Genomic DNA, 25,687 nt, shown 5'->3' with positions numbered 1-25,687 from the left:
TGCCTCCGTTTTGGCGCGGGTCCCTTCCGCGCATCGTTTCTTGTCAGCGCGCGCCGCGCTCATATGGAATGCCGAGCGCCGCCGGCAGGCTGGCGCGCCGCCCGAACAGCACCAGCATGATCATGACAGCCAGGAACGGCAGCATCTGGATGACGTCGGTCGGTATGTTGATGCCCGCCACTTGCATGGCGGTCGTCAGCGACAGGCAGACGCCGAACAGCAAGGCGCCGAACAGCACCCAGATCGGCCGTCCCCTCGCCAGCATGGCCAGCACGATGCCGAGAAAGCCGGCGCCGTTGGTGATGAAGGGAATGAACAGGCCCGCGCCCACATTGGCGAGATAGGCGCCGCCGAGCCCGGCCAACGCGCCGGTCGTCAGCACCGCGATGGTTCGGGTCCTGATCACATCGATGCCGGCGACGTCGAGCGCGGCCGGCTTGTCGCCGGCGGCCTGCAGATTGAGGCCAAGCTGCGTGCGCCGGTAGAGGTAGCCCATGCCGAACACCAGCGCGACCGCCAGATAGACGATCAAATGATGCTTGAAGAAGGCCGGTCCGATCACCGGAATGTCCGACAGCAGGGGAATGACGGTCGCATCCGCGGCCGGCAGCCGGGGATAGCTGCGCGAGAACTGGAAATGGTGAAGCAGCGCCGTCAGGCCTTCGAGACCGAGCGTCAGCGCGATGCCTATCACGATCTGGTTCAGCCCGATGCGCACGCACAGCAGCGCCATGATCAGCGCCACCGCGACGCCGCCAGCGGCGCCCGTGAGGAACCCCAGCCACAGCGACCCCGAATAGAAGGCGCCGACGAAGCCGAGATAGGCGCCGGCCAGCATCATGCCTTCGATGCCGATGTTGAGCACGCCGGCCTTTTCCGACATCTGCTCGCCGAGCCCGGCCAGCAGCAGCGGGATCGCCGCGGTGACGGCGCCGAACAGGAGCGCGCTGAGGAAGACTTCACTGAAGAGCCCGGTCATGCCCTAGGCCCTCCGCGACTGGTTGTACCGATGGTCGAAATATTCGGCCAGAGCGAGCACGATCAGCACGATGGAGACCAGCACCAGCGTGAAATGATTGGGTACGCCAAGCCGCCGCGCCGCACTCTCGCCGCCGATCGACAGCACCGAAAGCAGGAACACGAAGCCTATTGCCGCAAAGCCGTTCATGCGGGCGAGGAACACGGCCGGAATGACCGCCAGCCCGTAGGCGGGGTTCCAGTCGGCGCGGACATTGCCTTGCACGCCGATGATGTCGACCGCGCCGGCCAAGCCGGCGAGGCCCGCCGATATGGCGAAGACGGCAATGGTCAGGCCGGGCACGCCCAGCCCCGAATGAACCGCCGCGCGCGGATTGGCGCCGACGATCCGCAGCTTCAGACCGAACGCCGTGCGCGTCATCACCAGATGCACGATGATGATCGCCGCCAGCCCAAGCAGCAGGCCGCTGGTGATGGTGGTTTCGAACAGGCGCGGCAGCCGGTCTTCCACCGGCAGCGTGCGGGTCTGCGGCACGGTCGTGCTGGGATCGCGGAACACCAGCTTGACCAGCACATTGGCTAACGACGTGCCAAGGAACGTCATCATCAGCGTGGTGATGATCTCGTTGACGCCCTGATAGGCGCGCAGCAGCGCCGGCACCAGCGACCAGATCATGGCGACAACCATGGCGATGAGGAACGCGCAGAACAGGGCCAGCCAGGCCGGCATGATCTGAACGAACACCGGAGCACTGGCAGCCGCCGTCACCGCGCCGAGCAGGAACTGGCCGTCGCCGCCGAGATTCCACATGCCGGCGCGAAAGGCCACGATCAGGCCCGCGGCAAGAAACAGCAGCGGCGCCATGCGCGTCAGCGTCTGCTGGATGCCGAGCGGCGAGAACAGGCCCTTCTCCAGCACATAGCCATAATAGGCGAGCGGGTCGACGCCGACGGCAAGCAGGATGCAGCCGGCGATGACGAGAGCGGCAAGGATGGGCCCAAGTGTCATCAGCAGCCGATGCAGGATGTCGCCGCGCGTCGCCGCCCCGCTCGTGGCATCGAGGGCGGTTGCACTGGTGGTGGGTGCGGTGTCGATGCTCATGCGGCAAGTCCGATCATCAGGCGACCGACTTTGGTGCGGGCGTCGTCGGCATTGGCGACGGTGCCGACCAGCGCTCCATCCGCGATGACGGCGATGCGGTCGCACATGCTCAGTAATTCCTCGAGGTCGGTGGAGATCAGCAGCACGGCAAGGCCACGCGCCGCCGTGTCGCGGATGCGCTGGCGCGACGCCAATGTGTTGGCGAGATCGAGCCCATAGGTCGGCTTGTTGAAGATCACCACTTTCGCGCCTTCAGCCAGTTCGCGCGCCAGAAGCACCTTCTGGATGTTGCCGCCGGAGAGCCGGGCGACCGGCGTCTTCAGGCTTGGCGTGCGCACGTCATATTCGCGCACCAGCTGCGCGGCGCGCTTGTCGATCTCGGCGCGCTGTTCGACGCCGTTGCGCCAGAACGGCGCCGCGCCGACCTGCTTGAGGAAGAAGTTGATCGAGACCGGGAAAGTGCCGACGGTGCCCTCGCCCAGCCGGTCGTCGGTCAGGTAGCGAAGACCGCGCTGGCGGCGTTCGCCCACACTCAACGCCTCGATGGCGGTTCCCTCGAGCCGTACCGAACCGCTGGTCGCCGCGCGCTGGCCGGCCAAGGCCTCCGCCAGCTGTTTCTGGCCGTTGCCGTCGATGCCGGCGATACCAAGGATTTCGCCTGGGCGGATGTCGAAGGAGATCGACGACAGGCCCGGCGCATTGTCCGTCGGCGCGACAGCCAGGTCCGCGACCTGCAGCAGTGGAACGGCATCAGTGCGCACAGTACGAACCGGACGCTCGACGGCTTCCGGGTCGTCCTTCTGCTTGCCGAACATCAGTTCCACGATCTCCGAAATGATCTCCTGCTCTCCGAGTGCGCGAAAACGCTCGGGCGGGATCTCGCCGACCTTGCGGCCGAGTTTCAGCACCGAGATGCGGTCACCGAAGGCCGCTGCCTCCTTGAGCTTGTGGGTGATGAAGACGATCGCCAGTCCCTGCTCGACCAGGCGGCGCATCAGCGCGCCCAGCTCGTCGATACCCTTCGGCGTCAGCATCGAGGTGGATTCGTCGAGGATCAGCAGGCGGCTGTTGCGCACCATGGCGCGCAGGATCTCGACCTGCTGTTGCTCGCCGAGCGAAAGCTCCGACACCTTCGCATGCAGCTTCACCGTGATGCCCAGGCTGCTGGTGATCTCGGCGACACGCGCTGCCAGTTCTTCGGTCTTTGGCCGCTGCCACCAGGGTCCCCCAAGTAACAGGTTCTCGGCGACGGTCAGCGTCGGCACCAGCATCATGTGCTGGAAGACGGTTCCGATGCCGAGCGCCAGCGCATGGCGCGGCGAATTGATTGGCGTCGGTTTGCCGTCGACCAGGATGCGTCCCTCGTCCGGCTGCTGCAGGCCCGACAGCATGCCGATCAGCGTGGATTTTCCCGCGCCGTTCTCGCCGAGCAGCACATGCACCTCGCCCGGACGGATCGACAGGTCGATGCTGTCATTGGCGACGATGCCGGGAAACCGTTTGGTCACGCCTTCAAGCGCGACAATGTCGCGCCTGTCGACGGACGATGAAAAAGAACTGCTCATGAAAGCCCAGCACTGAAAAATGGGAATCGTCCGGAGGGGTGAACGGATCACCCCTCCGGCAGCCGACCTTGGTCGCCTTACTGGGCGACGCTTGTCATCAGCGCCCTGACGGCGGCCGCGTCAAACACCGGGTCGACCTTGATCTTGCCGGAGATGACGTCTTCGCGCACCGCCTGGATTTCCGCCCAGACATTGTCCGGGATCGCAGCGGTCTTCAAGAGCTTGACCGAGTCGTCCTTGAGGCCGATCGCATAGTGCTTGGTGCCGAACTGGTCAGCCTTGAGGTCGGCGATCATCGCCGCATAGACCGGCTCGATGTTCCACACCACCGACGACAGCAGGAAGCCCTTGTCGATCGGCGACTTGTCGCCGATGACGTCGATGAAATAGACCTTGCCGCCATCGGCCGCCTTGGTCGTCTCGACCGCCTGCAGCATGCCGAAGCTCGAACCATTGCCCTGGCCGAAGATGATGTCGGCGCCCGACGCGATCACGCTTTCGGTGACGCGCTTGCCGCCGGCCGCATCGCTGTAGGCAGCCGGCCCGATCACCGCATAGGTGATCTTGACGGCCGGGTTCTCCGCCTTGACGCCCTGCGCGAACGCGGCCGACTGCGAATTCCACGACGGCGGTTCGCCCGAGACGACAATGCCGACCGACTTCGAGCGCGACATCTTGGCGGCAAGACGGCCGGCGAGATAGGCGCCCTGGTGACCGCTCAGCGTGTAGTCGGCGACGAGGCCCTTCTCCAAGCCGTTCGGCGTGTCGACGATCGCCACCGGAACCTTCAGTTCCTTGGCGATTTCAGGCGCCGAGGTGTTGTAGCCGCTGGCATGCGCGATCAGCAGGCTGGCGCCGTCGGACGCAAGTTCCCGCAGGGTCGGACGAACGTCGCCATAGCCGAGGCCCTGGGCCACGACCACTTCGACGCCAGCGGCCTTGCCGGCGGCCTTGGCGGCGTCGATGCCTTGCTGGTTCCAGCCATAATCCGTGCCTTCTTCAGGCGTCAGGATGGCGATCGACTTGACCTCGCCGGCGAACGCGCTGCCCAACAAGACACCGCTCAATATAATTGCGCTTACACTGCTCTTCAGAAGCTTTAACATGTTACCCTCTCCATTTGGTTACCAACAAATATTCTTATTGTTATTGCGCAAAAGCGAGATAGACTGCCTGAACAATTAAATACGGAGCTCAGGCAAAGTGAAGATTCGTTATGTCCTTCCGGCGATTCTGGCGTTCACGTCCTTCGCCAACGCGGTTGAGTTGCACCACGTCATCGTCCGCACCGGAACTGACGGGCTCGACATGGTGCCGTTGACGATCTCGAATGCGGGCAAGGAAGGTCTGTCCTGCAACGCCGACTTTGCCCACTGGTATTCGGCCGGGATCGCCACGGTTGCACCCGGCAAGAGCGCCCGTGTCGAACTCTGGTTCGATGCGAAGACCGGCACATTCACGATCCTCAACGACAAGCGGGAGAACCTGCCCGTCGAGCGGCTATGGTGCGGCCTGTCCGGCCGCGCATATGCCACCCGAGTGCAGATCACGCTCGACCGCACTGATGCGGCCAAAGGCGAGCGCGCCGTGTCCTGCAACGTCGAGCAGGACAGCCTTGTCTGCCGATAGGCGCTCACTGACCTGCCCTTTCGAACATGGCGCGCGCCCTATTTCTTCGCCAGGAATGTGTCGGTGAATACGTCGTCCGGCGACAGGGCCGCCTTGAGCACGCCCTGGTCCGTGAGCGTCTTCAGGGTTTCCTCCCACTGCGTCTTCGTCATCCAGCCGAGACCGTGTCCCTTGGTGTCGGGGCTGGTGAAGGTCGAGGCGATGTCGGCATTGATCTGCGCCAACAGCACATCCTTCTTGTCCGCATAGCCGGGGGCTGCCTTGGCGGTGATCTCGGCGGCCTCCTCAGGGTGCGCCACGACATAGTCGAAGGCCTCCCTGTATGCCTTGACGAAGCGGGCGACGACGTCCGGCTTGTCCTTGATCATCTTCTGCGAGGTGAACAGACCCGAGCCATAGGCCTTCCAGCCATAGTCGGCGCCCATCATGATGCTGAGCGAGCCGGGGCCGCCGGCCTTGGCCTCCAGTTCGGGAACCTCGGCATCGACATAGCCGACAACCGTCTGGACGCGGCCGAGAAGCAGGTAGCTTTCATAGGGCGGCGAGACGCTGTTCAGCGTCATGTCCTTCTCGGTCAGGCCATTGGCCGCCAGGAAGCCCTTGAAGAAGAGATAGGTCGAGCCGGCCGGATGAATGCCGATGGTCAGGCCCTTGAGGTCGGACGGCTTGGCCAGCTTCACCGTTTTGGCCAGCGAAATGATCGCCAGCGGCGAGTGCTGGTTGACCGCCGCGAGCGCCACGACCGGAACATCCTGCGACCGTGCGACGGCGAGCGTGGGAAGATCGCCGAAGCCGAAATCGGCGTTCCCGTTGCCCACCAGACGCATGGCATCGGGCGAACCGGAGCCCTTGCGGATCTCGGCGACATCGATGTCGTTCTTGGCGAAGAAGCCCTTTTCCTTGCCGACGAAGAACATGGCATGGTTGCCGCGCACCACCCAGTCGAGCTGGACGTTGACCTTGTCCGCCGCCAGGGCCGCGTTCGAGAGGCCTATAGCACCGGCAAACGCCGCGAAGGTAGCGGCCTTGATAAGTGAGCGTCTCAGCATTGATCGATCCTCTTCACGTTGGCTGTCCCAGAAAACCTAGGCCTGGCTGAATTTCGGCGCCCACGGCACCACGATGCGTTCGAGAATTTCGGCGGCGTAGTAGAAGGCGATGCCGAGCACGGAAACGAGCAGCAGCGCCGCGAAGACCAGCGCCGTGTCGAGCTGCGTCGAGGCGAACTGGATGACGTAGCCGAGACCGTCCGACGCGCCGGCGAATTCGCCGACGATGGCGCCAATCACGCTGAGCGTCGCGGCGATCTTGGTTCCGGCCATGAGGTTCGGCAGCGAGTGCGGAACGCGGATCCTGAACAGGATCTGCGTTGGACTGGCGCCGACCGAATTCATCAGCGACAGCAGTGAACGGTCGACCGATTGCATGCCTGCCAGCATCGACAGCGTCACCGGGAAGAAGGCGATGACCAGGATCAGGCCGATCTTGGGCGCGAGCCCATAGCCGAACCATAGAATGAAGATCGGCGCCAGCGCCACCTTGGGCACATTCTGGAACAGCACCACCAGCGGATAGAGCGCGCGCCCCAGCCAGTCGAAGCGCACGATGACCAGCGCAATGGCAACCCCCACGACCACCGAGACAAGGAAGCCGAACAGGATCTCGCCCGCCGTCACCAGCGTTGCCTGCATCAGCGTTGCCCATTGCGCGACCAGCGATTTCGCGATCTCGGACGGAGCGGGAATGATGAAGGCGGATATGGCGAAGATCCGCACGGCTGCTTCCCACAGCACGATCGTGACCAGCAGCAGGATGACCGCCGGCAGCCAGCTGCCAGTCGAGGCACTCCAGCTGGAAGCGAGCCGTGGCTCTGAAATGTTCGTGACGGGTTGGTCGCTCACGATGCGCCTCCCGGCTGATGGCTGGCGCGCAGCATGGTCCGCAGCTGGACCACCAGCCTGACGAATTCCGGATCTTCCGTGACCGACAGGTCGCGTGGATAGGGCAGACCGATGTCGAGGCTCTCGGTGATCCGCCCCGGCTTGATCCCCAGGACATGAACATGGCGCGACAGATGGATGGCCTCGTCGATGGAATGGGTGACGAGCACGATCGTCTTGCCGGTGCGCTGCCAGATCTCCAGCAGCGACTGGCCCATCGAATCGCGGGTGATGGCGTCGAGCGCGCCGAACGGCTCGTCCATCAAGAGCACCGCCGGGTCGAGCGCCAGCGCACGGGCGATGGCGACCCGCTGACGCATACCGCCCGACAATTCGTTGGGCCGCTTGTGGGCGGAATCGCCCAGCCCCACCAGCTCCAGCATCTCCTGTCCACGCGCCCGCAAATCCGCCCGCGAGAGTGACTTGTCGGCGATGCCGAGCAGCATCGACGCATTGTCGACGGCATTCTTCCACGGCAGCAGATTGGCATCCTGGAAGACGAGGCCGATCATGCGCTTGCGCGCCGCTTCGACGGGCGGAAGCCCTGCGATCGAAACACTGCCGCTTGTCGGATTGACGAGCCCGGCCAGCACCTTGAGCAAGGTGCTCTTGCCGCAGCCGGAAGGACCGATAAGAGAGATGAACGACCCCTTCGGCACCGAAAGATCGATATTCTGGAGAACCAGCTGCCGGGCCATGACCACCGAAACACCCTTGGCGGAGATCAGATCGTCATGGCGGATATGTGCCGGTTTGCCGCCGGCCGCGCGAATGGTTTCAATGCGCATGGCTTGCCCCGCGCATTGTCTTCGACCGCGCCGTCTGGCCCGCGGAGACGCACTTCGCACAAACGACCACCCGGAGGAGCTCTCCAACCCGGTCAGCCTTGTGCACCAAGTGTACCATCGCCCTACTCCCGGCCTTCCAGAATACGCCGCACCGCGACGAGCTTGCGCGCCCGTTCGGCCTGCAGCGCCTTGGTCTGCTCTGGTGTGTAGGAGAACATGCCCTCGCCCGACTTGATGCCGAACTTCGACGCGCCGGTCTTCTCCAGAACCATCGGCGCGACATCGTCGCGATTGGAAAGATCGGCGTTGAGGAAGGACGAGACGGACTTGTAGATATCCAGTCCCGCCATATCGAGCAGCGCCATCGGGCCGATGACGGCGATCTTGTAGCCGATGCCCCAGGATACACAGGTGTCGAGATCTTCCGGCTCGATGACGCCGCGCTCGACCAGGTCGACCGCTTCGCGCAGCAGCGCATAGAGCACGCGGTTCTCGACGAAGCCGGGAACGTCCTTCTTCACCACCACCGGCAGCAGGCCGATCGAGCGGATCAGGTCGCGGATAACAGCCACGGTTTGCGGCGCCGTCTTCTCGCCGGCGATCACCTCGATCATCGGGATGATGTGCGGCGGGTTCGACCAGTGCATGCCAACCATGCGCTCGGGATGCGAGATATGCGCCTGCAGCTTGGTGATCGGAATGCCTGACGTGTCGGACGCAACGATGACCTCCGGACCGATAAGCGGATCGATGGCCCGATAGGTCTGTGCCTTGATGTCTATATTCTCGGGCACGTTCTCGATGACCAGCTCGGCGCCATCGACGGCCTCGGCGATCGTCTCCACGAAACGCACGCTGCCGGCACCAGCTTCGGGCGCCTTGATGTCGAGACGGTCGAGCACGCCGCCGGCGAGATCGAGCATGCCACGGGCGCGCTCGATGGCCGCCGGCGCAACATCATACGCCGTGACATCGAGCCCGCCACGCGACAGCCGCGCGGCGATGCCCGGACCCATCGTTCCCAACCCGATGAGGGCGGCACGCTTGATCATCATGCGGCCTTTGCGGGTGCGGCGGCGGTCGCTGCCTTGAAGGCCGGGCGCGCGGCGATCGCCGCCACCCAACGCTCAAGGTTCGGCATAGACGGCCGGTCGATCTTGAAGTCGACGCAGCGCTTCAGGATCGGTGCGCAGGCGATGTCGGCAAGGGTCAGCTTGCCGAGCGCCAGGAAATCCTTGCCGGCCAGATGGCCGTCGACGATCTTGAGTTGCGCGACGAGATCCTTGACCTGTTCCTTGTAGTCGGCGGTCTGTTCCTCCGGCGTCAGCTTGGCGCCCTTGAAGGCGGCCAGATAGCCGGGATTGACAGCTGCCAGCAGGAAATCCATCCAGCGCTCGACCTCGGTCTTCTCCGCCGGCGTGGCCCCGGTCAGCTGCTCGCCGCCGACAGCCGCGAGATAGCGCAGGATGGTGTTGGACTCCCAGATTACCGTGTCGCCGTCGACCAGCGTCGGCACCTTGGAGGTCGGGTTGAGCGCCTTGTATTCCGCCGTCTGCGTGTTCTCGAACTGGCGGCCGTAATCCTCGCGCTTGTAGGACGCCCCAAGCTCCTCGAGCATGAAGAGCACCTTTTGAACGTTGCCTGATGTCTGGCGGCCTAACAGCTTGTACATGTCGTCTCCTCGATTGTGTCCTGCCTACTTGTCGGCCGGCAGCGGCTTGTAGACGATGGCGTCCATTTCGATCTTGGTGTTGATGACCGCCTTTGCCTCGACGGTCGTGCGCGCCAGCACAGCGTCGCCGATGCCTTCGAGGAACGCCTTGTTGTAGCGGCCGAAGTCGCGCGTATCCTCGAGATAAGTGGTGATCCTGACCACATCCGACAGCGTCGCGCCCTCATCGGCGATGACGCGCGCAATGGTCTTCAGCGTCGCCAGGGTTTCCTCCTCGATCGTGCCGCTGATCATGTTGTTGTTCTCGTCCTTCGGCACCTGGCCTGAAACGAAAATGTAGTCTCCTGCCCGCACCGCCGGATGAAACGGCAGGTTCGGGTTCTTCTTGCCGATCGCATAGTGCGTCGCTGATTTTTTGCTGCTGTCGCTCAATGCCCACTCCTACAGAACAGTCGTCTCGATAATGTCCACCCCACGGATTCGGTCGATCAGATAGACGATGCCACGGTCGTCGATGGTCACGTCATTGGATGAGGAACGCTCGGCGCCTGCCGGTGCATCGGGCATGTAATGGCCGACTTCCTTCGGCGCGAACGGGTCGGCGATATCAACCAGCCGCAGCCCTTGAGCGAACCACGCAAATGGAATGACCGTGCCCTTGAAGCGCTCGGACGGCTGGTGGCAGCCGGTCATCTGTGGCTGCGGCGAGCCATCCACATCGAGTCCGGGCACCTGGAAGGTCGAGATCGGCAGCGGGTTGGTCTCGTCGGTGATGTCGTAGATCCAGGTGAAGGCCGGCGCCGATGGCCTGAGCTTGGCGACGTCCTCATCCGCAACCACCATGATGTTGCGGCCCTTGAGCGGCTGCGGGATTGGCAGGCAGGTATGGGTCGGATGCGGGAAGCTCGGGCTCGAATTGACGTGCGAGACCAGCTTCGGCTTCGTGATGTCCGAAATGTCGAGAATGAACAGGCCGTGGTGCCAGTAGCTGACATAGAGGCGGTCGCCCATACGCAGCGGATGGTGGCAGCGCGGCGTGACATAGTCATGCCAGGGATACTCTTCGCCGCCGCCCGTCCATTGGCCCGGAATCCACCAGCGCCCGACCTCGACCGGGTGCGCCGGATCAATGAGGTCGAGGATCATCACGATGTTGCCGACATAGCCGTCGGCCGTCGGCGAGATATAGGCGTAGCGGCCGTCGAAATCGTAACGATGGACGCCCTTGCCGCCGGTCACCCATTTCGAGATCAGCTTCGGCTGTGCCGGCTTGGTGGTGTCGTAGAGCGCCAGCCCGCCGCCGAAATCGGCCGGACCTTCATTGCCGAAGCGCTCGTGGTTGATGATCATCAGCCCGTCCTTGGCGCGCACCTTGTGCGAGTGCCAACCGGGCGGGACATCGATCGTGGTTATCTTGCGCGGATTGCGGGGGTCGGAAATGTCGACCAGGGTCGTGCCGCTCGGCGGCCGCATGTGGCCGATATAGAGGATATTGCCGTCGACCCAGACCTGGCCGCCGCCCGGGCAATCCACATGGCCGATCTGCTTGGTGTTGAACGCGGAGACCAAATGCTTACGCCCTTGCTGCTGAAACGTCATTTCCGATGTCCACGCCGCCAATGGCGGCGGGACGCTACGTGCTGAAAAACCAACTAGAGGAGGCGGAGCAGATCGCCGGCCTGGTTGCGGCCCCAGCGCTTGTAGAGAAGCAGCGCCTTCTGCGTCGGCGCATCGGTCGCGCCGAAGAAGATCACCGGTTCGGTCGACGAGCCGTTGACATGCTCGACCCATGATCCGCCGGGGATGGCGATGGTGTCGAACTGGTTCCAATCATAGCGCTTGCCATCGATGATCGAATGGCCGTTGCCGCGGAACGGCGCCAGAAGCAGGCTGGCGGTTTCGCGCTGCGGCAGCGTCTTCTCGCCGGGGCGCAGCATCTGCACGTAGAAATTGATGGTGTGGAAGACAGGACCGCCGGTGGTCGGATCGACATAGTCGATGACAATGCCCTCATGGGGATCGCCGTCCCAATCCTTGTGGGCGTCGAGGATCGCTTCCATCTTCTCCCAGCGATAGACATACATGGGCGACGACAGGCCGCCGCCGCGCTTGTGGTCGACGAAACGCGGCATCAGGCCGCCCTCGCCATAGATGCGCTGCGAGTAGTCGCTCGGATAGCGCGCGGTCTGCACCTTCTTCTCGACTTCCTTGCCGTCGACCATCTCGGTGTATTTGTGGTCGAAGTGCACGGCATGCAGTGTCTCGACCAGTGGCAGGTCGAGCACCGACAGGTTGACCGCCTGCTCGCCGCCGACCGTACCGTGATTGTGCCAGGCATCGTTCGGCGTCAGCACCATGTCGCCCGGGCCGAAGACCACGTCCTCGCCCTCGACGCCGGTGAAGTTGCCCTTGCCGGTCAGGCCGAAGCGGATGGCGCTCGGCGAATGCTTGTGTGGCGGCATGATCTCGTCCGGATCGTTCAGACGATAGGCGGTGTACATCGTGCTGACCGAGGCGCGCTTGGGCGCAAGGCCGGGATTGACCAGGATCAGCGACCGGCGCTCGCTGTCGTCCATGGTCACCAGTTCGGCGGCGCGCTGCAGCAGCGGCTCGATATCCGAATAGGACCAGACGAAGGGAACTGCCTTCGATGTCGCCATCAACTGCTTGATCTCATCATGGTCGACGCCTTCCGACGTCGCCCAGAACGGAAACATGTTCTTTGCGTAGAGGGCATCGTAGAGGCCCTTGAGCGCTGCTTTCTTGTTGGTGAGCGTATCGTTAGCTGGTTGCGCCATGGACATATCGGACACCTCTCGTCACGAAGAAAATGCTTCTAACCAACTCAACCGTATTCGCATTGGTTTTACTCGACAATCCCCAAATTGCAGAATTTGAAAGTTTTTGGTTGAGGTGCATTTTTGGGAGGCAAATGCCCAAAAATAAGCAGAAAAGGCCGTAAATGGCTCAAATCTGGGCTAATGCTGCGGAGTTAGCCAAGAACATCACGGCCGCGAGAGATGACGCGGCAGTTCAACCAATCTAGATTTTATACTCAACCAAATGATTTTGGTTGCAGACAGGCCATCATCCGTCAGGCCGCCATGCTTTGTTCTGCGCGGCTGCGGATCATATCCGAGGCCTTTTCAGCGATCATGATGACCGCCGCATTGATGTTGCCGCAGACGAGATCCGGCATCACGGAAGCGTCCACCACACGAAGCCCCCCGACGCCGCGCACCCGCAATTGCGGATCGACCACCGAGTCCGCGTCGACCCCCATGCGGCAGGTGCCGGCCGGGTGGTGCACGGTGATCGATGTCTTGCGGATATGCTCGTCGATCTCGTCATCGCTTTCGCATTTCGGACCGGGGAAGAACTCCGCGCCGACGAACGGCGCCATGGACGCTTGCGCGGCGAGGTTGCGCGCGACGCGGAAGCCGGCGCGAAGCGACTGCCAGTCGCGCGGCGAGGACAGGAAGTTCTGATGGATCAGCGGCGCGGCCAAGGGATCGCTCGACGCCAGGTTGACGCTGCCGCGGCTCTCCGGCTGCACGGCGACGATGCGCGTCGCAAAGCCGTCGGCGAACGGCGCCTTGAACGGCGCCATGTATGGCCACGCTCCAAGCGGCGCGGCGGTGAAAAGCAGCTGGACGTCCGGCAGCGGCCGGCTCGCATCGCTCTTCAGGAACGCCACGACCCCGCCAGGCACATCCCCAGAGAAACCCTTGCCGGTGAGGTAGGTCTTGACGAAATCGAGGCCGATGCGATCCGCCCGCATCATCTTGAGGAATGGTCCCGGCTGCTTGCGCCGGTACATCAGGATGACCGAGACATGGTCCTGCAAATTCTTGCCGACCTGCGGGCGATCGACCTTCATCTCGATGCCATGCGCCGCAAGCTCGGCGGCGTCGCCGATTCCCGACACCATCATCAGCTGCGGCGTGTTGATGACGCCACCGGCAAGCAGGACCTCGCGCCGCGCGAACACCTCATGCCCCGCTCCGCCCTTGGTGTAGGCAATGCCCGTCGCGCGGCCATCCTTCAGCAGGATCTTCGTCGCCATCGCACCGGTCAGCACCCTCACATTGCGGCGCCGCATGGCGGGCCGCAGATAGGCGGAGGCCGTGGAACAGCGGCGGCCGTTCGCGATCGTCATCTGCAGGCGGCCGAAACCCTCCTGTATGGCGCCGTTATAGTCGTCGGTCTGCGGATAACCGGCATCCCGGCTGGCGGTGGCGAAGGCATCGATGAGTTCGTCCTTATAGCGGCAGAACTGGGTGTTGAGCGGCCCGCTGCCGCCGCGATACTGGCTTTCGCCCTTCTCCCAGCGCTCCTGCTTCTTGAAGTAGGGCAGCACTTTGTCGAAACCCCAGTCGGTCAGGCCGCTTGCCGCCCAGCGATCGTAGTCGCCGCGATTGCCCCGCACATAGGCCATGGCATTGGTGGAGGAGGAGCCGCCGATGACCTTGCCGCGCGCGCATTCGACCTTGCGACCGCCGACATTGGCCTCCGGTTCGCAGAAATACATCCAGTCGTGACGGCGCTCGGTCAGGATCTTGCCCCAGCCGAGCGGGATATGGATCATCGGATCGCGGTCCCAATCCCCGGCCTCCAGCAGAAGCACCGACACCGAGGGGTCTTCGCTCAACCGGTTTGCGAGCACGCAGCCTGCCGATCCCGCACCGACAATGACGTAGTCAAAGGTTTCGCCAGCCGACATGCGTGATCCTCGGGAAAAGGACGGCCAGCCGCGATGGCAACCGTCGACAAGGGCAGTCAACCATCGTGCAACTGGTGTTGTCAACCACCGCGTACAGATGTAGATTGGTTGAATTGGTTGAGTGCCGGTTCCATCAGGTTTCGTGTCACGCTAAGATATCAGGACATTAGTCGGCGTCTGCCGAACGGACAGGAGATTTGGTTTTGAGCGCATTCGAGCCGCAGGCCGGACCATCGGATCTCGACGACATCATCGCCGCAATTCGCCAGGTGCAGCAGGGTGGCGGCAAGCTGCCGTCCGAGCGCGACCTAGCCGAGCATCTGAACGTCAAGCGCCATCAGCTCCGCAAGGCGCTGGAAGCGCTGCGCCACGCGGGCGACCTGAAGCCGGCCCGGGTCAGGCGCGCGCCGACGGCCCTGCCCCGGTATGGCGAGGAACTGGTCAGGGTCACCAACCCCATCGAGGTCCTGGAATTGCGCCTGATCATGGAACCGGGCCTGGCCAGGCTGGCATCGCTGCGCGCCTCCTCGTTCGAGACGGCACGGATCATGGATGCGGCAACCACGCCGGAGAACGCCCCGTCGGGCGAGGTCGACTTCGCCTTCCACCTCGCCATCGTCGCCGCCGCCCGCAACCACCTCGCCGCCGAATTTTACAAGATGCTGCGCCAGGTCGGCGTCGATGCGCGGGTGAAGGTTGCGCGCACCACCGCCCCCACCTGCCCCAAGCGGATCGCCCAGCGCGACGGCGAGCATCGCCTGATTGCCGAAGCGATCTCGCAGCGCGATCCAGAAGCGGCGGAGGCCGCCATGCGCGCGCATCTTCTGTCCGTGCAGAGACAGATCATGGAACGGTCGAATGCCGGCGCCTTCGCGGCGTGACCACGTCGCCTCCTGACGAAAAGCCTGCACGGGGAATTCCAAAGTGATGAGTCATTTCGACGTGCTGATCATCGGCGCGGGATCCGCCGGCTCGGTTATCGCCAGCCGGCTGAGCGAAGACCGGTCGTGCCAGGTCGGCCTGATCGAGGCCGGGGTGATGCCTGATGACCCCGACATCGCCGATCCATTGAAATGGACGATGATCCAGGGCCGCGCCTATGACTGGGCCTACCGGACCGCGCCGCAGCCCTTCACCGCCAACCGCATCCATGAATGGCCGCGTGGAAAAGTCGTCGGCGGGTCGAGCTGCCTGCATGCCATGGCCTATGTGCGTGGCCATCCCGACGATTTCGAGCCCTGGGCGCAAGCCGGCGGCGAGCGCTGGTCCTATCAGGGGTTGTTGCCGGGTTTCATCCGCAGCGAAGCCTTCACGGCCTTCGACGCACCAACGCGCGGCAGGAACGGTCCGCTGGACGTTTATCTGCCCGATGCCGAGGTCAGTCCGGTCGTGCGTGCCTATATCGCCGCCGGACGCGCCATGGGCGTTGCCACCCTCACCGACCACAACAGTGGCGAACTGGTCGGCACCAGCCCCAATTCGCTGAACATCCGCGACGGCAAGCGCGCCTGAGCCTAGCCGATGCCTATCTGCCGCCACAGGTCATGGCACGGCCAAACCTGACCCTGCTCACCGGCCACGAGGTCGAGCATCTCGTGCTCGACGGCCACAAGGTCACCGGCGTGACCGTGGTGTGCGATGGCGAGACCAGGACACTCTCCGCCGACCGGATTGTGCTCTGCGCCGGCGCGGTGTCCACGCCGCTCATCCTGATGCGCTCGGGCATTGGCCACCCGGATACGCTGAAGCGAGCCGGAATACGCTGCCTTGCCGATCGCACCGAGGTTGGCCGCAATCTGCAGGATCATCTGCTGGCGCTTGGCAATGTCTACGCCGCGAAAAAGCCGGTGCCACCATCGCGCCTGCAGCACTCTGAATCGCTGATGTACCTGCACAGCGACGACCCGACCCGCTCGACGGGAAGCCCGGATATGGCGCTCGCCTGCGTCGTCGCGCCGTCAGCAGCTGAAGGCCTGAAAGCCCCGCCATATGGCTCCGCCTTTACCATCCTCTGCGGCGTCACCCATCCGACGAGCCGCGGAAGCATCGTGCCGTCCGGACCGGCCCGCAACGATGCGCCGATCATCGATCCACGCTACCTTGAAACCGAGCATGATCGCGCGGTTTTCCGGAAGGCGATGAGAATGGCACGCACCGTCGGCCATCATGCGGCGCTGGAGGAATGGCGCGACGCGGAAGTTCTGCCCGGTGCATCCGTCCAGTCCGACGGCGAACTCGACGCCTTCATCGCCAAGGCCGCCTCGACCCACCATCATCCGGCCGGCACATGCCGGATGGGTAGTGACGCCGATGCCGTGGTCGATCCGGATCTGCGGCTGAACGGTTTCGACAATGTGTTCGTCGTCGATGCCTCGGTGATTCCGACGATCCCCAGCGGACCGATCAATGCCGCCGTCGTCGCCATCGCGGAAACCTGGGCGGCGTTGCCGACAGTCAGATAGTTGCTGCTTTCGCGGGCGTGATTGCCGGCACAAAAAGAGCCCGCCAGGGCAAGCCATGGCGGGCTCTTTCAAAAAATGCCGGGGCTTGTTCAGTCGACCTTGACGACGAAGTGCTTCGTCACCGGCTCGATGATCTTCCACGTGCCCTTGAAATCGGCTTCCACCACGAAGGCATCGCCGGGGCCGACTTCGACAGGCTGGCCGCCATCGGGCGTGATGATGATGCGGCCGGCGATCATGTGCACGAATTCATAATCGCTGTAGGTCGCGTGATAGGTGCCAGGCGTGGCCTGCCAGGTGCCCGACATGACCTTGCCGTCGGCAGTCGTGTGCTGCACGGCGGTTTTCATGGTCGGCTTGCCCTCGACCACGACCCATCCCGCCAGATCGCCGGCATCCGCGTTTTCCACCGCCCCGAATTTGAGGATCGTCTTGCGTGTCATTTGAGGGCTCCGTTTGAAGGGTTGTCGGCATGAGCAGCCTGGGTGCCCAGATATCCGATGCACAAGAAACGAGCAACGCCGGAGTCGAAGGCCGTGCCTGCCAAACGGGCCATTGTATCCGGCGCTTTTGCATGACAGCGTCACCCCGGCAAACTTCTACGCAACCCAGTTCCGTCATCGAAAGTTCTCATGGCCCGGAAGCCGATCAGGATCCTTGTCGATCTGCTCAACCAGAACTGGCCTGTCAGAAAGGCCAAGGCGTTCCGCAACGCCGCGGTCGAATGCAGTTTTCGTGCGCGCGGAGTAGCGGAAGGGCTTGGGTTCGCGGAAGAGCTGCGGCGGACCGGCTCGCAACGGTTCTGCTTCTCCATCGCCTTCAATACACCCTGGGTGATCGATGCACTCACCCGGGCATGGCCGCTCCATTGTCCCGGAATGACATTGGTCATCATCGACAACTCCTCAAGAAAATCGGCAAGGCCGATCATCGAGGGCATCTGCCGGGCACGCGGCATCGCCTATTTCGCATTGCCGGGAAACTGGGAAATGAACCCCAACCGGTCGCATGGAATCGCCATGAACTGGGTTGCCCACAACATCGTCAGCCATTTGCGCCCGGAGATCTTCGGATTCCTGGACCACGACTGCTTTCCCACCAGCGTCGTCGATATTGCGAAGCTGATGGAAGGAAAGGCCGTCTACGGCGCCAGACGCATTGCAAAACGGGGCCTCGAAGGGTGGTTCCTGTGGGCCGGCTTCTGTTTCTTCCGATTTTCCGCGATGGATGGTGTCGACATGGATTTCACTCCGCGCTTTGAAAGCGGGATGGACACCGGCGGCGGCAATTGGGCCGTGCTTTATCGCGGCCTTGACCCGGAAAATGTCGTCTATGCGGAAACGATGGCGATCACCGTGGCGCTGGGCGGAACCGAAGCAATCCACGGCATGCCGGGCGGTGTCTTCTTCCACGTCGGCGGCGCGTCCTACCGACGTTTGATCAGCACGGCGCACTATCGCCGGCTGATGTCGGACTACGTCTGGGAGACCTGGCTCGGCGGCCCAGAGGGCCGCCTCGTCAATGACCTTTGATCGGCTCAGCCTGCGGATTTGCGAAGCCCCGAGGAATATTTGTCGCCAACTCCGGTCAGGCGGCTGCAATCGGAAAATCGTGGAAATGGACGACGACGCCGTCCGCATCGATGAAGATGACCGCATAGGCGGGCGGTTCGAGGCCAAGCTTCCAGTTTTCCGAAAAGTCGAGCGCGGTCTGATGATTGGTCCCGCGCAGCGTGCTGACGGGTATGCCGCGCCAGCTGCCCGCGATGAGGCGATGGACATGCCCGGCGAAGATGTGACGGACATTGCCATGGCGCGCCAGCACCTCGTGAAACGCATCGGCGTCGGCAAGCCGGACAGAGTCGAGCTCCGGCATGTGAATGTTGAACGGCGGATGGTGCATGAAGATGAAGGCTGGCTGGCCGGCTGCCTCCCGCAGCCTTTCATCAAGCCAGCGCAGGCGCGCTTCGCATAGCCTGCCTTCGACAAGCCCGCTCTCCAGCGTGTCCAGCAGGATGAGGCGGCCTTCCTTCGTGTCGACGACGCTCTGGACGAACCCGCACTCGGGCCTTACCTGCGGGAACATCTCGAGGAAGAGTGCGCGGTCGTCATGGTTGCCGAGCATCAGCCGGCAGGGCGGCACGCAATTTGCCACCTGATCTCTGAGCGCCGCATAGGCGGCGCGCTCGCCATCATTGGCAAGGTCACCGGAAATGATGACCAGTTCGGCGTCGGCATGATTGCTGTTGATGTCGGCCAGGCAGGCTTCCAGCCGAAACAGCGGATCGGTGCCAAACAACAGGCCGCCAGGCGGAACCAGGTGAGAATCGGAGATCTGGATGATTTTCATGAGTGTCGAGCCTGCGGTTGCGAATTTCAGGACGGGTTGATCGTGATGTTGGTCATGCGGAAGGAACGAAGCTGGCGCGCACGATAAGCGGCACGCCGATGCGCTCGCGAATGGGAGGCAGGTCCGGTTCCCGCTGGCGCAGATCGAGCAGGGCGACCGCCCGCGCGGCCATCGCCTCGGGGTCCTGGCGGAAGGTGGTCAGCTGATAGGCGAGCCAACCGGCCTCCGGAACATCGTCAAAGCCGATCACCGCGAGATCGCTGGGTATGGCCAGCCCCAGTTGTCGGGCATGGTCCATGACACCAAAAGCGATGAGGTCGTTGACGCAGAAGATCGCCTGCGGCCTTTCCCGGCGGGCAAGCAGATCCCGCCCCGCCTGCAGCCCACCCGCATAGTCCGTATCGTTGCCCCGCGTCACCGCGACATCGGCGCCAAGTCGTCCAGCCTCGGCGCAAAAGGCATCCTCGCGCTCGGTGATGTTGGGTGTGCCCGACAGCGACCCGGCCAGTCCGAGCCTTGTCATGCCGCGCGCGACGAAAAGCGCTGCCGCCAGTCTTGCCGCCTCGCCGCCATCGGTCTGGATATGGTCGGCTTCGGGTTCCGAGCGGCCTATGACGACAAGCGGCTGGCCGTTGCGGCGCGCCAACTCGAAGAACGAGGAAGGCGGCGAACCGGACAGGATGATGGTCGCCTCGGCGCGATGGCCAAGCAGCGTCTTCTGGGCGGCGATCAGCTCCTGTTCGGTCTGCCCGGTGTTGATGATAACAGGCACATTGCCGCGATGGATCAGCGCCTTGGTCAGTGCAGCAGTGAGATGCGCGCGAAAACCGACCTCCGGCTTCGTCACCACCAGCCCCACCAGCCGGCTCTGGTTGGCAAGCAGGCCGCGCGCCAGATCGTTGACCTGGTAGCCGAGAGCCTCGGCGGCGCGCATGATCTTCTCGCGGGTTTCCGTGGCGACGCTGGCGCCGGGCGTGAAGGCGCGCGAAACCGCCGAGCGCGAGACGCCGGCCTGGCGGGCGACATGCTGCGCGCTGACGGAACGAAGCTTGTCGGCGCTCTTGCCCTTATCGTCTGTCATACCTGCCTGCTCCTCAATGACCGACCTTGGACAGCACATCGGCTTTCAGGAACCGCTCGACGATCAGCATGAAGCCGATGGACGGGATGAGCAGCAGCAGCGCCGTGATCGAGGCGATCTGGTAGTTGCCGCCGGCGCCCGCCGAATAGAGCAGCAGCGGCAGCATGTTCACGTCGGGCGCGCCGACGAAATAGCTGCCGGTGAATTCGTCGAGCGACTCCAGGAAGACGAAGATGGCGCTGGCCATCAGGCCGGGCATGGCCAGAGGCAAGGTCACGTCGCGAAAGGCACGCAATGGTCCCGCGCCGATCGAACGTGCCGCCTGCTCCAGTTCGACATCGACGGCGGAGAAGGCGGCGGTTGCGATCCACACCGCATAGGCCAGGCCATGCACCGCATGCACCAGCACCACGCCGGTGATCGTGCCGTTGAGGCCGATCTGGTAGAAAAGCCGCGCGACGTTGACATAAACGGGCAGGTTCGGAAACGCCTGCGGAATGAGGAAGGTCAGCAGGATCAGGCTGCGCAGCGGCAGTTTCAGCCGCGCCAGCGCATAACCGGCAGGTATGGCAAGGGCGAGCGAAACGATGACCGTCAGCACCGCCACCAGAATACTGTTCTTCAGCGAATCCATCGCGTTGCCGCGCGGCGAAAACACCCTTGACCAGACGCTGAAGCCGTAGTCGAGCGGCAGCACATGCGGGAAATACCAGCGCTCGGCCACCGTCCACAGCAGGAGGTTCAGCAGCGGGCCGAAGATGATGAAGGCGAGCAGGCCGAGGATGAGGGCCCTGGGCAGCCACCACAGGTCGATCGCCAGCTTCCGCGGGATGGAAAGTGTGGCGAGGCTCATGCGCGCTCCTTCATCGTATGCCGCAGATAGATCCATGCGACGCCCGAGGTGATGACCAGCGAGATCAGGCCGAGCGCGTTGGCGACACCGTAGTCGCCATAGGCGTTGATGCGGAAGGCGATGTCGGCGGTCAGCATGGTCGGCGACTGCGCATTGACCATCAGCGGCACCGACAGCACCGACATCATCGTCACGAAGGACAGGATGAGGCCGACCAGCAGCGTCGTGGCGATCTGCGGCACGACGATCTCGATGAGGATGCGCAGCCGAGAGGCTCCGAGATTGCGGGCGGCTTCGATGGTGCCACGATCGATCGACGCCATGGCCCCTGCGACCAGCAGGGCGACGAAGGGAACCTGCTTCCAGACGAAGGCAATGACGATGCCGCGCCAGTCGAGGAAGGCGGTCGCCTGCAGCGGGGTGATGACGCCGGCGTTGATGAGAAGGTTGTTCATCAAGCCATTCTTGGCAAGGAAGGTGCGCAGGATCTGGCCGACGACGATGAACGGAATGAACATCGGCCATCGGTAGAGCCAGCGCAGGATCGCCACCGCGCGCGGATTTTCCCCAAGCGTCAGGTAGCCGCCGATAGCGATGGAAAACAGGCCGATCAGCACCGTCGACAGGCTGACGATGAGAACGGTGAAGATCGTGTCGTTGCGGTAGAGTTCGAAGGCCTTGACGAAGTTCCCCAGGCCATAGGCTCCCGTCACCTCGAACGCGCCGATGACCGACGCGGCAAGTGGCACGATGAACAGGAGCACGATCACCGCCAGCGCGGGCAGGACAAGCAGCAGGCCGAAAAGTCGTTTCGACATCGATGGACTCCCGCGGGAATTTCAACAGGTGCGGACCGCCCGGCGATGCCGGGCGGTCCTGGTTCAGAACTCAGTCAGCACGTTCAATTCGCGGTCTGGCGCTCATAGGCTTCGAGAATCGCCTTGTTATAGGGAGCGATCGGGAACGGTTTGCCGTATTTCGCCAGGTCTTCCGGCGAGATGTCGACAAACAGCTTGTTCCAGGTCGCCTCGTCGAGCTTCGGCTTGACGAACTCGGCGTCGATGCCCGGATACCAGTTGAACTTCTTGACGATGCCGTCGGCCTGCACCTCCGGGCTGGTGGCCAGCGCCACGAACTTCTCGGCCAGCGCCTCGTTCGCGCTCTTGGCCGGGATCACGTAGTGCATCGGCTGTCCCGGCATGCCGGGCGCTGGCAGCACCAGCTTGAGCTCGGGCGGAAGCCGGCCATCGGCCTGCCAGGAATAGAACATGTCGACCCAGACCGGTCCCATGGCAATCTCGCCGCGCGACAGCATGTCGAGCGTACCGGCATTGCCGGGCGTCAGCGTGGCGTTGGTGGTGAACTCCTTCAGGCTGGCGAAGGCCTTGTCCCACTTCTTGGTCTCGGCCTCGTCGAACGGGCCGTTCATCAGCTTCTTGGCGTCGCCTTCGCCGTAAGCGTAGATCCAGCCCATGACGAAGCTGACGCCGGAAGCGCCGCCCTTGATGCCGTTATAGCCGAACTGCTTGGGGTGTTCCTTGGCCCAGGCGACCAGCTCGTCGTAGCTCTTCGGCGGATTGGGCACCATGGCCGGATTGTAGGCGATCGCCGTCTGGCTGTTGAACATCGGCATGACATAGCCCGAGACATTGCTGCCCAGCGCCATGTCGGCATTGGCGCGCGTCACCATCTTGCCGGTGTCGATCTTCGGACGATAGGCTTCGAGATAGCCCGCGGTCACCATCGGGCCGGCGAACTTCTCGTGCACGACCGCGACGTCCGTATCCCACTTTTCCGAACCGGCGTCGGCCTGCGCCTTGAAGCGTTCGGTGATCTTCTGCGATCCGGCATCGCCCGGGCCGGTACCGACAACGCGCACGGTGTTGCCTGGATTTTCCTTCTCGAACAGCGGTCCGAGATAGTCGTTGATATAGTCGACCATGTTCTGGTCGCCGGCGGTGAGCACAGTCAGTTCGGCGGCCTTGGCAGGCGACGCCACAAGGCCAAGCGCCAGCGTGGCTTGCAGGATTGTCTTCATGGATAGGTCTCCAGTTGGGTCAAGAAGTTGGTGTTAGGACCTAGGCTTCGGATGTTTCCAGGGAGCGGCTTTTGGCGCCGCCCGGCCAGGAACGGGTTGACGCCAGCGGCTGAGCCTCTGGCGTGCTGAACAGGAAAAGCACATCGGACGGGATGCGGATCTTGACCGCCTCGCCCTGCCCGAAGGCCTTGTGCGCATCGACCAGGATCATGTCGTCGCCAACCCTGACCGCGTGGCGCCAAAGGCCGCCGGGATAGCTGACGCTCTCGACATGGCCGGACAGTTCGAGGGATCCGGCGGCCACGCTGTCGGCTGCGTTGGCGGGAACGAGTTGCGCTGCTTCGGCACGAAAGCGCGCCTCGACGAAGCCACGCGACAGGGCACGCCCGTCCAGCGGCACGGCACAGGCCGCGTTCGCCGGCCCGGCCTCGATCTCGAAGCGGCCTGGTGACGGCTGCCCCCAGAGCTCGACGCGGTTCTCCGCCCCCATGAAGGCAGCGACGAAGGCGGAAGCCGGACGATTGTAGACCGCCTCGGGCGTGCCCTGCTGGGCGATCCGTCCGCTGTCGAGGATGACGATCCGGTCGGCCATCACCATGGCCTCCTCGCGATCATGGGTGACATGCACGGCGGTGATGCCGAGCCGCTTCTGCAGCACGCGGATCTCGTGGCGCACGGTCAGCCTTATGCGCACGTCGAGGTTGGACAGGGGCTCGTCTAGCAACAGGATTTCCGGGTCGATGGCGAGCGCCCGGCCGAGCGCGACGCGCTGGCGCTGGCCGCCCGAGAGCTGCACCGGCTTGCGATCTCCCAGGCCCGAAAGCCCAAGCAGCTTTTCCATCTCGCCAACGCGGCGCGTGATTTCCGCGCGTGGGTGCCGCTGCAGCTTCAGGCCATAGCCGATATTCTGCGCCACCGTCATGTGCGGCCACAGCGCATAGGACTGGAAGACCAACGCCATGCCGCGCTTGTCCGGCGGCAGGCCTGTCACGTCCCTGTCCGCCACCTTGATCGATCCGGCGCTCGGCGCGACGAAGCCGGCGATCGCCCGCAGCAACGTGGTCTTGCCGCAGCCGGAAGAGCCGAGCAGCGCAACGAATTCGCCCTTGGCAATCGTGAGATCTATCCCGTCCAGAACGCGCGACGCACCATATCCGGCACTGACACCGCTCAGCTGGAGGAAGTTTTCCTTCGTCATTCTTCACCTGTTGCACAGCTGTGCATCGCGAGATGGCAGCCGCCTGCTCTTGAGTTCCGAATAGGGGGGATTCATAACGTCTTGATGACGGCCTGCCCGGAAAGCTCCTCCTCTTTCCCAGGCGTTGACCGGATCGCCGCACGCGGCATAGGGCCACCGGAAACCTCCCATTTTCCCGGTGCCGCCCTGTCACAATACAGTTATCCTGCAACGATAGGGAGGGCTTTCTCGCATACGGTCCTCTTCCAGGCCGATGCTCTTTTCGCGATTATTACGAGGTGGGATTTTTCATGCGCAAGATAGTTTTCGCCGCCATGTTCCTGGCATCCACTGCCGGAGGCGCTTCAGCCGCCGACGGCAAGCTCGTGCTCTACACCAGCCAGCCCAACACAGACGCCCAGCAGACCGTCGATGCCTTCATGGCCAAGAACCCAGGCATAAAGGTCGAGTGGGTGCGTGATGGAACGCCGAAGATCCTGGCCAAGCTGCGCGCCGAGATCGAAGCCGGCCAGCCACAGGCTGACGTGCTTCTGATCGCCGATGTCGTCACCATGGAAGGGCTGAAGAAGGAAGGAAGGCTGCTCGCCTACCCGCAGGCCGATGTCTCCGGCATCGACGCCACCCTCTACGACAAGGACAAGACCTATTTCTCGACCAAGCTGATCACCACCGGCATCGTCTACAACACCAAGGCGCCCTTCGTGCCGTCGAGCTGGGAAGACCTGACCAGGCCGGAGGCGAAGGGCCTGGTCGCGATGCCGAGCCCGCTGACTTCGGGCGCGGCGATGATCCATACCGTCACCTTGACCGGCAATCTGCCGGAGGGTTGGGACTATTACGGCGCGCTGGCCAAGAACGGCGCCCAGGCAAGCGGCGGCAATGGCGACGTGCTGAAGGCCGTCAGCGGTGGCGACAAGCTGTTCGGCATGATCGTCGATTACATGCCCATTCGCGAGAAGGCCAAGGGCGCCCCCATCGAGTTCGTGTTCCCGAAGGAAGGTGTTTCGGCGGTCACCGAGCCGGTTGCCATCCTGTCCACCGCCAAGGACACCGAAGCCGCGAAAGCCTTCGTCGATTTCCTTCTGTCGAAGGACGGGCAGCAAGTCGCCGCCAAGATGGGCTACATTCCGGCGCGCGCCGACATCGCCCTGCCGGCCGGCTACCCCGACCGCTCGTCGATCAAGGTGCTCGGCTATGACGCAGCCGCGGCCCTCGCCAACGACGCCACGAACAAGGAAAAGTTCAGCGCCGTGATGGCCCAGTAATCAGCGGTGTCCGCGCAGGATAGCCTCCCAGGGCAGCGTATGTC

24 protein-coding genes and 1 pseudogene are annotated in these 25,687 nt (G+C 63.5%); 5 read left to right on the top strand and 20 right to left on the bottom strand.

Going from position 1 to position 25,687, the window contains the following annotated elements; all coding sequences use genetic code 11:
• Window positions 1-43: 43 nt before the first annotated feature.
• The 4 genes from ABVQ20_RS32770 to ABVQ20_RS32755 form a co-directional block, all read right to left on the bottom strand.
• On the bottom strand, window positions 44-979 hold the full coding sequence (locus tag ABVQ20_RS32770) for a putative B6 ABC transporter permease subunit 1 (protein WP_354463886.1): 936 nt from the start codon (window positions 977-979) through the stop codon (window positions 44-46).
• A gap of 3 nt (window positions 980-982) precedes the next feature.
• Entirely contained in the window at window positions 983-2,080 is a 1,098-nt protein-coding gene (locus ABVQ20_RS32765) for a putative B6 ABC transporter permease subunit 2 (protein WP_354463884.1), read from the bottom strand.
• Window positions 2,077-3,645, bottom strand: coding sequence for a putative B6 ABC transporter ATP-binding protein (locus ABVQ20_RS32760; RefSeq protein WP_354463883.1), 1,569 nt, complete (start codon window positions 3,643-3,645; stop codon window positions 2,077-2,079). Before ABVQ20_RS32760 ends, ABVQ20_RS32765 begins: the two co-directional genes overlap by 4 nt.
• Before the next feature lie 77 nt (window positions 3,646-3,722).
• Window positions 3,723-4,751, bottom strand: coding sequence for a putative B6 ABC transporter substrate-binding protein (locus ABVQ20_RS32755; protein WP_354463881.1), 1,029 nt, complete (start codon window positions 4,749-4,751; stop codon window positions 3,723-3,725).
• 97 nt (window positions 4,752-4,848) lie between these two features.
• Between ABVQ20_RS32755 and ABVQ20_RS32750 the strand changes: the two genes are divergently transcribed.
• Window positions 4,849-5,274 carry a hypothetical protein gene (locus ABVQ20_RS32750; protein ID WP_354463879.1) on the top strand — a complete coding sequence of 142 codons (426 nt, stop codon included), beginning with the start codon at window positions 4,849-4,851 and terminating at the stop codon, window positions 5,272-5,274.
• A 38-nt stretch (window positions 5,275-5,312) separates the two neighbouring features.
• On the opposite strand, the gene ABVQ20_RS32745 is transcribed toward ABVQ20_RS32750, so the two are convergent.
• The 9 genes from ABVQ20_RS32745 to ABVQ20_RS32705 all read right to left on the bottom strand — a co-directional run bounded on the left by ABVQ20_RS32745 (window position 5,313) and on the right by ABVQ20_RS32705 (window position 14,397).
• Complete coding sequence (locus ABVQ20_RS32745; RefSeq protein ID WP_354463877.1) at window positions 5,313-6,323, bottom strand: ABC transporter substrate-binding protein; 1,011 nt, start codon at window positions 6,321-6,323, stop codon at window positions 5,313-5,315.
• 36 nt (window positions 6,324-6,359) lie between these two features.
• Window positions 6,360-7,175 (bottom strand): ABC transporter permease, encoded by an 816-nt coding sequence (locus ABVQ20_RS32740; RefSeq protein ID WP_354463876.1) that lies wholly within the window; start codon window positions 7,173-7,175, stop codon window positions 6,360-6,362.
• The gene (locus ABVQ20_RS32735) at window positions 7,172-8,002 is read right to left on the bottom strand and encodes an ABC transporter ATP-binding protein (RefSeq protein ID WP_354463874.1); all 831 of its coding nucleotides are present in this window, start codon (window positions 8,000-8,002) and stop codon (window positions 7,172-7,174) included. Before ABVQ20_RS32735 ends, ABVQ20_RS32740 begins: the two co-directional genes overlap by 4 nt.
• Window positions 8,003-8,124: 122 nt before the next feature.
• A complete protein-coding gene (gene fhmpcd1, locus ABVQ20_RS32730) occupies window positions 8,125-9,054 on the bottom strand; it encodes a 5-formyl-3-hydroxy-2-methylpyridine 4-carboxylate 5-dehydrogenase (RefSeq protein ID WP_354464102.1) in 930 nt (309 codons plus the stop codon).
• On the bottom strand, window positions 9,054-9,674 hold the full coding sequence (locus ABVQ20_RS32725; RefSeq protein WP_354463872.1) for a glutathione S-transferase family protein: 621 nt from the start codon (window positions 9,672-9,674) through the stop codon (window positions 9,054-9,056). Before ABVQ20_RS32725 ends, fhmpcd1 begins: the two co-directional genes overlap by 1 nt.
• Window positions 9,675-9,698: 24 nt before the next feature.
• Window positions 9,699-10,106: a RidA family protein gene (locus tag ABVQ20_RS32720; RefSeq protein WP_354463871.1), complete on the bottom strand. Its 408-nt coding sequence runs from the start codon at window positions 10,104-10,106 to the stop codon at window positions 9,699-9,701.
• Between the two features lie 9 nt (window positions 10,107-10,115).
• The gene (locus tag ABVQ20_RS32715) at window positions 10,116-11,273 is read right to left on the bottom strand and encodes an LVIVD repeat-containing protein (protein WP_354463869.1); all 1,158 of its coding nucleotides are present in this window, start codon (window positions 11,271-11,273) and stop codon (window positions 10,116-10,118) included.
• Window positions 11,274-11,326: 53 nt separating this feature from the next.
• Window positions 11,327-12,472 carry a cupin domain-containing protein gene (locus tag ABVQ20_RS32710; protein ID WP_354463867.1) on the bottom strand — a complete coding sequence of 382 codons (1,146 nt, stop codon included), beginning with the start codon at window positions 12,470-12,472 and terminating at the stop codon, window positions 11,327-11,329.
• A gap of 296 nt (window positions 12,473-12,768) precedes the next feature.
• Window positions 12,769-14,397 (bottom strand): GMC family oxidoreductase, encoded by a 1,629-nt coding sequence (locus tag ABVQ20_RS32705; protein ID WP_354463866.1) that lies wholly within the window; start codon window positions 14,395-14,397, stop codon window positions 12,769-12,771.
• Window positions 14,398-14,600: 203 nt separating this feature from the next.
• Between ABVQ20_RS32705 and ABVQ20_RS32700 the strand changes: the two genes are divergently transcribed.
• Together ABVQ20_RS32700 and ABVQ20_RS40570 are read left to right on the top strand one after the other, a co-directional pair.
• Complete coding sequence (locus ABVQ20_RS32700; protein ID WP_354463864.1) at window positions 14,601-15,278, top strand: FadR/GntR family transcriptional regulator; 678 nt, start codon at window positions 14,601-14,603, stop codon at window positions 15,276-15,278.
• A gap of 43 nt (window positions 15,279-15,321) precedes the next feature.
• Window positions 15,322-16,859 (top strand): annotated as a pseudogene (locus ABVQ20_RS40570) (GMC family oxidoreductase).
• An 89-nt stretch (window positions 16,860-16,948) separates the two neighbouring features.
• On the opposite strand, the gene ABVQ20_RS32685 reads toward ABVQ20_RS40570, so the two are convergent.
• The gene (locus ABVQ20_RS32685; RefSeq protein WP_354463859.1) at window positions 16,949-17,302 is read right to left on the bottom strand and encodes a cupin domain-containing protein; all 354 of its coding nucleotides are present in this window, start codon (window positions 17,300-17,302) and stop codon (window positions 16,949-16,951) included.
• A gap of 189 nt (window positions 17,303-17,491) precedes the next feature.
• Between ABVQ20_RS32685 and ABVQ20_RS32680 the strand changes: the two genes are divergently transcribed.
• The gene (locus ABVQ20_RS32680; protein WP_354463857.1) at window positions 17,492-18,391 is read left to right on the top strand and encodes a hypothetical protein; all 900 of its coding nucleotides are present in this window, start codon (window positions 17,492-17,494) and stop codon (window positions 18,389-18,391) included.
• A gap of 55 nt (window positions 18,392-18,446) precedes the next feature.
• Here the strand turns inward: ABVQ20_RS32680 and ABVQ20_RS32675 are convergent, their stop codons facing one another.
• The 6 genes from ABVQ20_RS32675 to ABVQ20_RS32650 form a co-directional block, all read right to left on the bottom strand.
• Window positions 18,447-19,208, bottom strand: coding sequence for a phosphodiesterase (locus ABVQ20_RS32675; protein WP_354463853.1), 762 nt, complete (start codon window positions 19,206-19,208; stop codon window positions 18,447-18,449).
• 52 nt (window positions 19,209-19,260) lie between these two features.
• Window positions 19,261-20,289: a LacI family DNA-binding transcriptional regulator gene (locus ABVQ20_RS32670; RefSeq protein ID WP_354463850.1), complete on the bottom strand. Its 1,029-nt coding sequence runs from the start codon at window positions 20,287-20,289 to the stop codon at window positions 19,261-19,263.
• Window positions 20,290-20,302: 13 nt separating this feature from the next.
• On the bottom strand, window positions 20,303-21,142 hold the full coding sequence (locus tag ABVQ20_RS32665) for an ABC transporter permease (protein ID WP_354463849.1): 840 nt from the start codon (window positions 21,140-21,142) through the stop codon (window positions 20,303-20,305).
• Window positions 21,139-21,960 (bottom strand): ABC transporter permease, encoded by an 822-nt coding sequence (locus ABVQ20_RS32660; protein WP_354463848.1) that lies wholly within the window; start codon window positions 21,958-21,960, stop codon window positions 21,139-21,141. Before ABVQ20_RS32660 ends, ABVQ20_RS32665 begins: the two co-directional genes overlap by 4 nt.
• A gap of 83 nt (window positions 21,961-22,043) precedes the next feature.
• Window positions 22,044-23,180, bottom strand: coding sequence for an ABC transporter substrate-binding protein (locus ABVQ20_RS32655; protein ID WP_354463847.1), 1,137 nt, complete (start codon window positions 23,178-23,180; stop codon window positions 22,044-22,046).
• A gap of 40 nt (window positions 23,181-23,220) precedes the next feature.
• The gene (locus ABVQ20_RS32650) at window positions 23,221-24,378 is read right to left on the bottom strand and encodes an ABC transporter ATP-binding protein (protein WP_354463846.1); all 1,158 of its coding nucleotides are present in this window, start codon (window positions 24,376-24,378) and stop codon (window positions 23,221-23,223) included.
• A gap of 290 nt (window positions 24,379-24,668) precedes the next feature.
• Between ABVQ20_RS32650 and ABVQ20_RS32645 the strand changes: the two genes are divergently transcribed.
• Window positions 24,669-25,643, top strand: a complete 975-nt coding sequence (locus ABVQ20_RS32645) for an ABC transporter substrate-binding protein (protein ID WP_354463844.1) — start codon at window positions 24,669-24,671, stop codon at window positions 25,641-25,643.
• The last annotated feature ends 44 nt before the right edge of the window (window positions 25,644-25,687 follow it).

This window comes from Mesorhizobium shangrilense, assembly GCF_040537815.1.
Taxonomy (GTDB): Bacteria; Pseudomonadota; Alphaproteobacteria; order Rhizobiales; family Rhizobiaceae; genus Mesorhizobium; species Mesorhizobium shangrilense.
This window is presented reverse-complemented; position numbering and strand designations above follow the sequence as displayed.

Excerpts from the sequence above, each read along its gene's own strand:
- ABVQ20_RS32665 (WP_354463849.1), bottom strand. The coding sequence starts at position 21,142 with ATGAGCCTCGCCACACTTTCCATCCCGCGGAAGCTGGCGATCGACCTG.
- ABVQ20_RS32705 (WP_354463866.1), bottom strand. The coding sequence starts at position 14,397 with ATGTCGGCTGGCGAAACCTTTGACTACGTCATTGTCGGTGCGGGATCG.
- ABVQ20_RS32685 (WP_354463859.1), bottom strand. The coding sequence starts at position 17,302 with ATGACACGCAAGACGATCCTCAAATTCGGGGCGGTGGAAAACGCGGAT.
- ABVQ20_RS32765 (WP_354463884.1), bottom strand. The coding sequence starts at position 2,080 with ATGAGCATCGACACCGCACCCACCACCAGTGCAACCGCCCTCGATGCC.
- ABVQ20_RS32755 (WP_354463881.1), bottom strand. The coding sequence starts at position 4,751 with ATGTTAAAGCTTCTGAAGAGCAGTGTAAGCGCAATTATATTGAGCGGT.
- ABVQ20_RS32725 (WP_354463872.1), bottom strand. The coding sequence starts at position 9,674 with ATGTACAAGCTGTTAGGCCGCCAGACATCAGGCAACGTTCAAAAGGTG.
- ABVQ20_RS32655 (WP_354463847.1), bottom strand. The coding sequence starts at position 23,180 with ATGAAGACAATCCTGCAAGCCACGCTGGCGCTTGGCCTTGTGGCGTCG.
- ABVQ20_RS32675 (WP_354463853.1), bottom strand. The coding sequence starts at position 19,208 with ATGAAAATCATCCAGATCTCCGATTCTCACCTGGTTCCGCCTGGCGGC.
- ABVQ20_RS32710 (WP_354463867.1), bottom strand. The coding sequence starts at position 12,472 with ATGGCGCAACCAGCTAACGATACGCTCACCAACAAGAAAGCAGCGCTC.
- ABVQ20_RS32660 (WP_354463848.1), bottom strand. The coding sequence starts at position 21,960 with ATGTCGAAACGACTTTTCGGCCTGCTGCTTGTCCTGCCCGCGCTGGCG.
- ABVQ20_RS32715 (WP_354463869.1), bottom strand. The coding sequence starts at position 11,273 with ATGACGTTTCAGCAGCAAGGGCGTAAGCATTTGGTCTCCGCGTTCAAC.
- ABVQ20_RS32670 (WP_354463850.1), bottom strand. The coding sequence starts at position 20,289 with ATGACAGACGATAAGGGCAAGAGCGCCGACAAGCTTCGTTCCGTCAGC.
- fhmpcd1 (WP_354464102.1), bottom strand. The coding sequence starts at position 9,054 with ATGATCAAGCGTGCCGCCCTCATCGGGTTGGGAACGATGGGTCCGGGC.
- ABVQ20_RS32735 (WP_354463874.1), bottom strand. The coding sequence starts at position 8,002 with ATGCGCATTGAAACCATTCGCGCGGCCGGCGGCAAACCGGCACATATC.
- ABVQ20_RS32645 (WP_354463844.1), top strand. The coding sequence starts at position 24,669 with ATGCGCAAGATAGTTTTCGCCGCCATGTTCCTGGCATCCACTGCCGGA.
- ABVQ20_RS32760 (WP_354463883.1), bottom strand. The coding sequence starts at position 3,645 with ATGAGCAGTTCTTTTTCATCGTCCGTCGACAGGCGCGACATTGTCGCG.
- ABVQ20_RS32680 (WP_354463857.1), top strand. The coding sequence starts at position 17,492 with ATGGCCCGGAAGCCGATCAGGATCCTTGTCGATCTGCTCAACCAGAAC.
- ABVQ20_RS32650 (WP_354463846.1), bottom strand. The coding sequence starts at position 24,378 with ATGACGAAGGAAAACTTCCTCCAGCTGAGCGGTGTCAGTGCCGGATAT.
- ABVQ20_RS32745 (WP_354463877.1), bottom strand. The coding sequence starts at position 6,323 with ATGCTGAGACGCTCACTTATCAAGGCCGCTACCTTCGCGGCGTTTGCC.
- ABVQ20_RS32770 (WP_354463886.1), bottom strand. The coding sequence starts at position 979 with ATGACCGGGCTCTTCAGTGAAGTCTTCCTCAGCGCGCTCCTGTTCGGC.